The sequence below is a fragment of the Cellulosimicrobium sp. I38E genome, from assembly GCF_001647255.1.
In the GTDB taxonomy this organism is placed as follows: Bacteria; Actinomycetota; Actinomycetes; order Actinomycetales; family Cellulomonadaceae; genus Cellulosimicrobium; species Cellulosimicrobium cellulans_E.
The window spans coordinates 26,066-35,478 of record NZ_LUAZ01000043.1 but is presented as its reverse complement, the minus strand read 5'-3'; the positions used below and the strand labels follow the sequence as shown (position 1 = coordinate 35,478).

Here is a 9,413-nt window from a genome sequence, read left to right as displayed (position 1 = left end):
ATCATGGAGCTGCACCACTCCAAGCACCACCAGGCCTACGTCACCGGCGCGAACACCGCCCTGGAGAAGCTCGCCGAGGCCCGCGAGACCGGCGACTTCGCCGCGATCAACCTCCACGAGAAGAACCTCGCGTTCAACCTCGGCGGCCACGTCAACCACTCCGCGTTCTGGACCAACCTCTCCCCCGAGGGCGGCGGCGAGCCCACCGGCGAGATCGGCGCCGCGATCGACGAGCACTTCGGCTCCTTCGACGCCTTCAAGAAGCAGTTCGCCGCCGTCGCCGCCGGCGTCCAGGGCTCCGGCTGGGCCATCCTCGCCTGGGACTCCATCGGCTCCAAGCTCGTCACCGTCCAGCTCTACGACCAGCAGGGCAACCTCACCCTCGGCCTGACCCCCATCGTCCTGCTCGACGTCTGGGAGCACGCCTACTACCTCGACTACCAGAACGTGCGCGCCGACTACGTCACCGCCTGGTGGAACCTCGTCAACTGGTCCGACGCCGAGGCCCGCCTCCAGCGCGCCAAGACCCAGACCGCCGGGCTCATCGTCCCCGCCTGACGCCCCGCCAGACGACACCCGGCGGGCGAACACGACACCGCCCGCCGGCGAACACGACATGAGGGTCGTTATCCGATGGATAACGACCCTCATGTCGTGTTCGGCGCCCTGACGGCGCGGGGTCGGGCTCAGTCCGCCGTGACGAAGAGGTGGCGCGCGACGTCGTCCGGGCAGGCCGACGGAACGACGAACGGCCCGGTCCCCTGACGGGGATCGGGCCGTTCCTACGTCGCGAGGACGTCGGGGCGATCAGTGGGCGTGCTGGCCCCGAGAGAACTCGAAGACCCAGCCCACGAGGGCGACCGCGGCGAGCGCGATCCCGACGTAGACGAGCCACCAGCCGACGGCGAGGCCGAGGAACACGATCGCGGCCGAGCCGGCGATGGCGAGCGGCCACCAGCTCCACGGGGCGTAGACGCCCTGGTCGCCGGCGCCCTGCTCGATGAGACCCTCGGGGTCGTCCTCGGGCCGGGCGTCGATGCGCTTCGCCGTGAGCATGAGGTAGGCACCGATCATCGCGACCAGCGCACCGGTCAGGAGGATGGCGACCGACCCGACGGGCTCCCAGTGGCTCCAGAAGCCGTAGACGAGCCCTGCGGCGATGAAGAACGGCGTCCCGTAGAGGAACAGCTTGTACTCGACCTTCACTTCCCGGCCTCCTCATCCGTCGTGCCCGTGCGGGGGTCGTCGACGATCGTGGTCGTCGTCGAGTCGCTCGCGGTCTCTGCGCCGCTCAGGCGGTCGAGCGCGACGCTCTTCTCGCCGCGGCGGTCAGCCTCGCCGTAGACCTTCTCGAGGACGTTCGGGTTTGGCTCGGCGTGGTCCATCGCCGCGACCTCGGGGTGGTGCAGGTCGAACGCGGGCGACTCGGACCGGATGCGCGGCAGCGACGTGAAGTTGTGTCGCGGCGGCGGGCTGGACGTCGCCCACTCGAGCGAGCGGCCGTAGCCCCACGGGTCGTCGACCTCGACCTTGGGCGCGTTGCGCCAGGTCGTGTAGACGTTCCAGAGGAAGGGCAGGGTCGACGCGGCGAGGATGAACGCCCCGACCGTCGAGACCTGGTTCTCCCACGTGAAGCCGTCGGACGGCGCGTAGTCCGCGTAGCGGCGCGGCATGCCCTCGACACCCAGCCAGTGCTGGATGAGGAACGTGGTGTGGAAGCCGATGAACAGCAGCCAGAAGTGGAGCTTGCCGAGGCGCTCGTTGAGCATCCGGCCGGTGAACTTGGGCCACCAGAAGTAGAAGCCCGCGAACATCGCGAACACCACGGTGCCGAACACGACGTAGTGGAAGTGCGCCACCACGAAGTAGGAGTCGGACAGGTGGAAGTCCAGCGCCGGGCTCGACAGGATGACGCCCGTCAGACCACCGAAGAGGAAGGTCACGAGGAAGCCGATCGACCACAGCATCGGCGTCTCGAACGTGAGCTTGCCTCGCCAGAGCGTGCCGATCCAGTTGAAGAACTTCACGCCGGTCGGGACCGCGATGAGCATCGTCATGAAGGCGAAGAACGGCAGCAGGACCGCGCCGGTCACGTACATGTGGTGGGCCCACACGGTGACGGAGAGCGCCGCGATGGCGATCGTCGCGTAGACGAGGCCCTTGTAGCCGAAGATCGGCTTGCGGGCGAAGACCGGGAAGATCTCGGACACGATGCCGAAGAACGGCAGCGCGATGATGTAGACCTCAGGGTGCCCGAAGAACCAGAACAGGTGCTGCCAGAGGATCGCTCCCCCGTTCTCGGGGTTGAAGATCTGGGCACCGAAGCGCCGGTCGGCGCCGAGCGCGAAGAGCGCGGCGGCCAGGGGCGGGAACGCCATGAGCACGAGGAGGCTCGTGATGAGCGTGTTCCACGTGAAGATCGGCATGCGGAACATCGTCATGCCGGGCGCGCGCATGGTGATGATCGTCGTGATGAAGTTGACGGCACCGAGGATCGTGCCGAAGCCGGCGAGCGCGAGGCCGAACACCCACAGGTCCCCCCCGAGACCCGGACTGAACGTCGTGTTCGACAGCGGCGCGTACGCGAACCACCCGAACGAGGCCGCGCCCTGCGGCGTGAAGAAGCCGGCCGAGGCGATGAGCCCGCCGAAGAGGTAGAGCCAGTACGCGAACATGTTCAGTCGCGGGAACGCGACGTCCGGCGCACCGATCTGCAGCGGCATGATGACGTTGGCGAACCCGGCGAACAGCGGGGTCGCGAACAGCAGCAGCATGATCGTGCCGTGCATCGTGAAGAGCTGGTTGTACTGCTCCTTGCTCTGCACGAGCTGGATCCCGGGCTCGAAGAGCTCCGCGCGGATCACGAGGGCCATGAGGCCGCCGATGCAGAAGAAGATGAACGACGTGATCAGGTACATGTACCCGATCGTCTTGTGGTCGGTGGACGTGACCCACTTGATCACGGTCCGACCGAGGGTCTGCCGCCGAGGGGCGAGACCGGGGATGACTTCGGCCTGCGCGACCATCAGTGCTCACCCTCCGTGCTAGCAGGGACGGGGTTCGGGTCCTGGAGGCGGCTGAATCCCTCCACCGGGATCTGGCCCTCCTGACCCTTCTCGCGGAGCTCCTCCATCTGCGCGTCGAACTCGGCGCGGTCCACGATCTCGACGTTGAAGAGCATCCCGGAGTGGTGCTCGCCGCAGAGCTCGGCGCACTTGCCGGCGTAGACCCCCTCGCGCTGCGGGGTGACCACGAACTCGTTGGTGCGGTGCGGGATCATGTCCAGCTTGTAGAGGAACGCGGGGATCCAGAAGGAGTGGATGACGTCGCGCGAGTCCAGGACGAAGCGGATGCTCTCGCCCGCGGGCAGGTACAGCGTCGGGAGCGCCTCCGACGTGCCCGGGGCCCCGTCGATCTCCGCGTCCTCCGTCATGGTGCCGCCGACGTCGGCGAGGTGCTGGCCGGACTCGTAGACGTCCTCGTCCACGTAGTTGAAGTCCCAGCTCCACTGCTTGCCGATGACCTGGACGGTCATGTCGGCCTCCACGTCCTTGTCCACGATCGCGCTCATGTCGCGGTCCGTGTAGAAGAACAGGACGAGGACCATGATGATCGGCACGGCCGTGTACATGATCTCGAGCGGCAGGTGGTACCGCGTCTGGACCGGGAGCCGGTGGTCGTCCTTGCGCTTGCGGTAGGCGGCGACGCACCACAGCATGAGGCCCCACGTGATGATGCCGACGATGAGGGCGGCGATCCACGAGCCGGTCCACAGCGAGGTGATCCGGGCGGTCTGGTTGGTCACCTCCCCGTCCTCGTAACCGGGCAGGAACCCGCGCTGGACCGTGTCGCTGGCGCAGCCGGACGCCACCGCAGCGACGGCGACGGCGAGGGCCGTCGCCCGCAGGATGGTGCGCCGTGTGCGGCTAGGGGGTTGCGAGTGCAAGGGGGGCCTTTCACGTCACGTCCTGCCCGGACCCGCCTTTACGAGCCCAGCACAGGACCTTCGTCCTCGACACACGAAGCCTAGCGCGGGATTCCGCCCTTCGTGGCCCGGAACGCGCTGCGGACGGGCGAGATGCGGCACACGTCCTGGCCGGTCAGGACGGGTTCACCACACCCACGCCAGGTCTGTCAGATCCTTGCCACACCGACGCTCCGCCCGGCGGAGCGGTACCGTGCCGGTGGAGCCTCCGGACGGGTGCCGACACCCCGTCGCGGTCCGCGCGAGCGCAACGATCCGACGCCGCGCGGGAGGCCGCGACGCGCCCACCCGGGAGCGACCGGCCGGCTCCCCCGGTCCGCGCCGTGCCCTGCGGCGCGACCGCCAGCGCCCTGGAGGCCATGTGACACACACCACCCCCGATCGCCGGGTCCGCCTCGACAACGGCGGGCGTGCGCCCTGGCACCCGCTCGCGCGCGAGGCCTTCGACCGTGCGCTCGACGACGGCTGGGCCGACCCGCGCCGCCTGCACGCGGAGGGCCGACGTGCCGCCGCGCTGCTCGACGGCGCGCGCGAGGCCGTCGCGGCCGCGCTCGGCGCGCGGACGGAAGAGGTGGTCTTCACCGCGAACCACACGGCGTCGCTGCACACCGCCGTCGCGGCGCTCGCCGGCGGACGGTCGCGCGTCGGCCGGCGGGTCGTCGTCGGGGCGGTCGAGCGTGCCGCGGTCCTGCACGCCGCCGGGCACGGCGGGCTCGAGCGCGAGGTCGTCGGGGTGGACCGCACCGGTCGGGTCGACGCCGACGCGATGTCCGACGCCGTCGCACGACCGGGCGTCGCGCTCGCCGCGCTCCAGCTCGCCAACGGCGAGGTGGGCACGCGCCAGCCCGTCGCGGCGGTGCACGAGGCCGCGCGCGCCGTCGGCGTCCCCCTCCTCGTCGACGCGGGGGCGAGCCTCGGCCACGACACGGTCCCGCCGGCGTGGGACGCGCTGGCGGCCGACCCTGCCGACTGGGGCGGAGGTCCCGGCGTCGGGGTCCTGGCGGTCCGGTCGCGCGTACGACGGCGCAGCCCGTACCCGGAGGACCCCGACCCCTGGGCGCCCGGCGGTGTGTCCGTGCCCGCGGCGTTCGCGGCCGCCGTCGCTCTCCAGGCGGTGCTGGCGGACCGCGAGGCCGAGGACGCGCGGCGTCGCGCGCTCGTCGACCGGGTCCGCGCAAGCGTCGCCGAGATCCCCGACGTCGAGGTGGTGGGCGACCCGGTCGACCGCCTGCCGCACGTGGCGACGTTCTCGTTCCTCTACGTGGACGGCGAGGCGCTGCTCACGGACCTCGACCGCGACGGGATCGCCGTCGGCTCGGGCTCGGCCTGCACGTCGAGCACGCTCGAGCCGTCGCACGTGCTGGCCGCGATGGGCGTCCTCACGCACGGCAACGTGCGCGTCGCGCTCGACCGGTCGACGACCGAGGCGGACGTCGACCGCCTGCTCGCCGCGCTGCCCGGTGCCGTCGCGCGCGTGCGCGCCACGCTGGGGGTGCAGGGCCTGTGAGCGAGGAGGCCCCCGAGGTGGTGGACGCGCGCGGGCTGCGCTGCCCGCTCCCGGTGATCCGGCTCGCCGCGGCGGCACGCGACCGACGGCCGGGAACGCGCCTCACGGTGTGGTCGACCGATCCCGCGGCGCGCCTCGACGTCCCCGCCTGGGCACGGATGCGCGGCCACGCGGTGGTCGACGAGGAGCTGCTCCCCCGGGCCACCGAGACGGGCGACGCCGCCGACGCCTGGGCCATCACCGTCGAGCTCGGCACCTGACGGCGGTCCGCACCGGACGACGCGAGCCCGGCCACCCGCGGGGCGGGTGACCGGGCTCGTGCGGTCGAGATCGGCGTGCGCGCGGCACGCCGGGCGGGTCAGCTGAAGGAGCCGCCGCAGGCGCAGGCGCTGCCCGCGTTGGGGTTGTCGATCGTGAAGCCCTGCTTCTCGATCGTGTCGGCGAAGTCGATCGTCGCGCCCTCGAGGTAGGGGACGCTCATCTTGTCGACCACGACCTCGACGCCGTCGTAGTCGCGCAGCGCGTCGCCGTCGAGCACGCGCTCGTCGAAGTAGAGCTGGTAGATCAGGCCGGAGCAGCCGCCCGGCTGCACCGCGACACGCAGGCGCAGGTCGTCGCGACCCTCCTGCTCGAGGAGGGTGCGGACCTTGTCCGCGGCCCCATCGGTCAGGTTGACGCCGTGCGTGGCAATGTCGGTGGTCTCGCTCATCTCGTCTCCGCGCTGTCGGGGGCAGTGCTGCCCCGGTGGTGGCCGGCTTCTACGGACCTCTCGAGAGAGATCCCGTCAGGTCCTCAACACCACTCGTGCCGGTCGTGTTCCCGAGTCTACGACCACCCGGCGGCGTACGGTCGAACGGAGCCCGCGCCGCCCCGGTGGCGCGGCCCGCCGACGGGAGACGCATGGACCAGTCGTTGCACTTCGTCACGGTCGCGACGCGTGACCTGGACGCCGCGCGGAGCTTCTACGGCGCGCTCGGCTGGACCGCGTAGCTCGACGTGCCCGGCGAGATCGTCTTCTCGCTCCGCGGCGGGCCAGCTCCTCGGCTTCTTCGAGGAGTCGGCGTTCGCGCGCGACGCCGGCACGCCGGACGCCACGCCGGCCACGACGGGCCTCACGCTGTCGCACAACGTCGGTTCCCGGGCCGCGGTCGTCGAGCTCGTGCAGGCGATGGTCGCCGCGGGCGGGACCGTCCGCAAGGAGCCGCAGGAGGGCGAGTTCGGCGGCGTCTTCCACGCCCACGTCGCCGACCCCAACGGCCTGGTGTGGGAGGTCGCGCACAACCCGGCCTTGTCCGTCCGCGCGGACGGGTCCGTCGACCTCGGCTGAGGAGCCGCTGCCGTCAGCCGCGCGACCACGTGCGCGCGACGCGCTCCGTGAGGGCGCGCGGGTCGCCGTCGCCCCACGCGTACACGCCGCTGAGCCCTGCCGCGGCCTGCTCGCGGCGACCGGCGACGACCGCGCGGGCCACCACGACGACGGGGAGCGCGTGCTGGGCGGCACGGGAGGCGACCTCGTGCACCGTCCCGTCTCCCAGCTCGTGCGCCCCGAGCTCGTCCGCGAGCACGACGACGACGTCCGAGCCCGCGAGGCGAGCGTCGAGGCCCAGGTCGTCGGCGACGACGTGCAGCGCGGGCACGAGCCGCCCGCCCAGCGCCGCGACGGCGTGGGCGAGCCCGCCCCCGCTCCCGGCCCCCGGCAGTCCCGCCAGGCGCCGGCCCGCCGTCGACGCGGCGAGGAGGTCCCGTCCGGCGAGCGCACCCCCGGGTTCGCCGTCGTCCGCCGTCGCGCGGTCGACGGCGGAGGCCACGTCGTGCGCGACCGCGCCGAGCGCGCGCTCGAGGTGCTGGGCCACCGCAGGATCCACACCGCGGGCGTCGAGCGCCGCGCTCGCGCCGTGCAACCCCAGCAGCGGGACGTCGGCCGCGACGGCCGCCACGAGGTCGGTGCCGCCCAGCGCGGCTCGCGCGGCGCGCAGGACGTCGGCCGGGACGGCGGGCGGGAGGCCTCCGGCGAGCGCCAGAAGCGCGCCGAGCCCGCCGTCGTGGCTCGTGCTCCCACCGGTGGCGAGGACGACCCGCCCGGGCGCCCGGTCCGGTCCGCGCGCAGCCTCGGCCGCGAGCGCCAGGAGGTGCCCGACGGCGGTCGAGGACCGGACGGGCACGGCCACGGGCTCCGCGCCGAGCTCGAGCACCTCGACCGCGCCGGCCGCGGGCACCTGGGAGGCGTCGACGTAGACGGTCCGGCGCGCGCCGGTGCCGTCGCCCCCCGGCGTCCGACGGCGGACCGCGACCGGGACGTCGCCCCCGCCCGGCCCCGGGACCACCCCGGCGAGGACCTCCGGCGCGACGGGCGCGACCGCGTCGAGGAACGCCGGCCCGGACGCCGCGAGCGCCACGGTCTCGACCGTAGCGTGCGGCGACCACCAGCCCGCGACGTCGTCGAGCGTCGGCCCGGCGGGGGCGGGTGGCGACGAGGCCTCCCCGGCCGGCCACGCGCCGTCGGGCGCGGGCGGGACGGCGGACCCGGTGAGCAGCACGCGCATGCCCGGATTGTGCCAGGGCGACGGCCCGTCCGGTCCCCGCGGGACGCCCGCTCGACCGTGGCGGCGCTGTGCGACGATGGTCCCGTGAGCACTGGTAGCACCTTGCTGTCGTCCGTGAGCGGACCGAACACCTCGCGCCAGGGCGGGTTCGCCGAGCCCAGTCCTTCCGCCCTGCTCCTGCTGGGACAGGGCCGTGACCTCGCGTCCGAGCGCGGAGTCGAGTGCGTGGGCGACCTTCCCGCGCCGAGCGACCCGGACCTCGTGGAGCGCGCCCGGGTGGCGCGCGCCGCGCTGGGCGAGCGCGCGTTCGTCCTGGGCCACCACTACCAGCGCGACGAGGTCATCGACTTCGCCGACGTCACGGGCGACTCCTTCAAGCTCGCGCGCGAGGCCGCGGCGCGGCCCGAGGCGGAGTTCATCCTGTTCTGCGGCGTGCACTTCATGGCCGAGAGCGCCGACATCCTCACGTCCGACGCGCAGCAGGTCGTGCTGCCGGACCTCGCGGCCGGCTGCTCGATGGCGGACATGGCGGCGATCGACCAGGTCGAGGACGCGTGGGACGTGCTCGAGGAGGTCGGCATCGCCGACTCGACGATCCCCGTGACGTACATGAACTCGTCGGCCGCGATCAAGGCGTTCACGGGTCGCCACGGCGGCACGGTGTGCACGTCGTCGAACGCGGAGGTCGCGCTGCGCTGGGCGTTCGACCAGGTGGGTGGCCTGGACGGCACGGGCAAGGTGTTGTTCCTCCCGGACCAGCACCTCGGCCGCAACACGGCGGTGCTCAAGCTCGCGATGTCGCTCGACGACTGCGTCGTGTTCGACCCGCGCAAGCCGAACGGCGGCCTCACGGACGCCGAGCTGCGCGACGCGCGCATGATCCTGTGGCGCGGGCACTGCTCGGTGCACGGGCGGTTCTCGGCGAAGAACGTGAGCGACATGCGCGCCGCGGTGCCGGACGTCAACGTGCTCGTGCACCCCGAGTGCAAGCACGAGGTCGTCACGGCCGCAGACTTCGTCGGGTCGACGGAGTACATCATCAAGATGCTCGACGCCGCCGAGCCGGGCTCGTCCTGGGCGATCGGGACGGAGCTCAACCTGGTGCGCCGCGTCGCGCGCGCCCACCCGGACAAGCAGGTGCACTACCTCGACTCGACGGTGTGCTTCTGCTCGACGATGAACCGGATCGACCTGCCGCACCTCGTGTGGGCCATGGAGTCGCTCGTCGCGGGGCGCGTGGTGAACCGGATCGTCGTGGACGCGGACGACGCGCACTGGGCGCGCGTCGCGCTCGACCAGATGCTCGCCCTGCCGGGCATCTAGGGCGCTCGGACGCAGGAGCCGACGAGAGCCTCGAGACGCCGGGGCACGCGGAGGT

General features: G+C 72.5%; 10 protein-coding genes. 5 read left to right on the top strand and 5 right to left on the bottom strand.

The genetic code is table 11. The annotated features are described in order from the left end of the window. Nucleotides 1-558 (top strand): superoxide dismutase (locus A0J59_RS14580; RefSeq protein WP_064316591.1); only part of this gene is annotated, 558 nt, incomplete at its 5' end. 249 nt (nt 559-807) lie between these two features. Here A0J59_RS14580 and A0J59_RS14575 read toward each other — a convergent pair. Genes A0J59_RS14575 through coxB form a run of 3 tightly spaced genes read right to left on the bottom strand, consistent with a single transcriptional unit; the run spans nt 808 to nt 3,946 of the window. Then, nucleotides 808-1,206, bottom strand: coding sequence for a cytochrome c oxidase subunit 4 (locus tag A0J59_RS14575; RefSeq protein ID WP_047234280.1), 399 nt, complete (start codon nt 1,204-1,206; stop codon nt 808-810). Further along, entirely contained in the window at nt 1,203-3,026 is a 1,824-nt protein-coding gene (gene ctaD, locus A0J59_RS14570; RefSeq protein WP_047234279.1) for a cytochrome c oxidase subunit I, read from the bottom strand. The genes A0J59_RS14575 and ctaD overlap by 4 nt, the downstream gene beginning before the upstream one ends. Continuing rightward, complete coding sequence (gene coxB / locus A0J59_RS14565; RefSeq protein ID WP_047234278.1) at nt 3,026-3,946, bottom strand: cytochrome c oxidase subunit II; 921 nt, start codon at nt 3,944-3,946, stop codon at nt 3,026-3,028. The genes ctaD and coxB overlap by 1 nt, the downstream gene beginning before the upstream one ends. Nucleotides 3,947-4,346: 400 nt before the next feature. Between coxB and A0J59_RS14560 the strand changes: the two genes are divergently transcribed. Both A0J59_RS14560 and A0J59_RS14555 read left to right on the top strand, forming a co-directional pair. Next, nucleotides 4,347-5,492 carry a cysteine desulfurase family protein gene (locus A0J59_RS14560; protein WP_064316585.1) on the top strand — a complete coding sequence of 382 codons (1,146 nt, stop codon included), beginning with the start codon at nt 4,347-4,349 and terminating at the stop codon, nt 5,490-5,492. Continuing rightward, a complete protein-coding gene (locus A0J59_RS14555) occupies nt 5,489-5,752 on the top strand; it encodes a sulfurtransferase TusA family protein (RefSeq protein WP_047234276.1) in 264 nt (87 codons plus the stop codon). The genes A0J59_RS14560 and A0J59_RS14555 overlap by 4 nt, the downstream gene beginning before the upstream one ends. Before the next feature lie 98 nt (nt 5,753-5,850). Here A0J59_RS14555 and erpA read toward each other — a convergent pair whose 3' ends face one another. Further along, complete coding sequence (gene erpA, locus A0J59_RS14550) at nt 5,851-6,201, bottom strand: iron-sulfur cluster insertion protein ErpA (protein WP_047234275.1); 351 nt, start codon at nt 6,199-6,201, stop codon at nt 5,851-5,853. Nucleotides 6,202-6,429: 228 nt separating this feature from the next. Here erpA and A0J59_RS14545 point away from each other — a divergent pair, with 228 nt between their 5' ends. Then, nucleotides 6,430-6,819 (top strand): VOC family protein, encoded by a 390-nt coding sequence (locus tag A0J59_RS14545; protein WP_255365236.1) that lies wholly within the window; start codon nt 6,430-6,432, stop codon nt 6,817-6,819. Nucleotides 6,820-6,832: 13 nt separating this feature from the next. Here the strand turns inward: A0J59_RS14545 and A0J59_RS14540 are convergent, their stop codons facing one another. Continuing rightward, nucleotides 6,833-8,035: a glycerate kinase gene (locus A0J59_RS14540; protein ID WP_064316584.1), complete on the bottom strand. Its 1,203-nt coding sequence runs from the start codon at nt 8,033-8,035 to the stop codon at nt 6,833-6,835. A 114-nt stretch (nt 8,036-8,149) separates the two neighbouring features. Here A0J59_RS14540 and nadA point away from each other — a divergent pair, with 114 nt between their 5' ends. After that, complete coding sequence (gene nadA, locus A0J59_RS14535) at nt 8,150-9,358, top strand: quinolinate synthase NadA (protein WP_064316590.1); 1,209 nt, start codon at nt 8,150-8,152, stop codon at nt 9,356-9,358. The last annotated feature ends 55 nt before the right edge of the window (nt 9,359-9,413 follow it).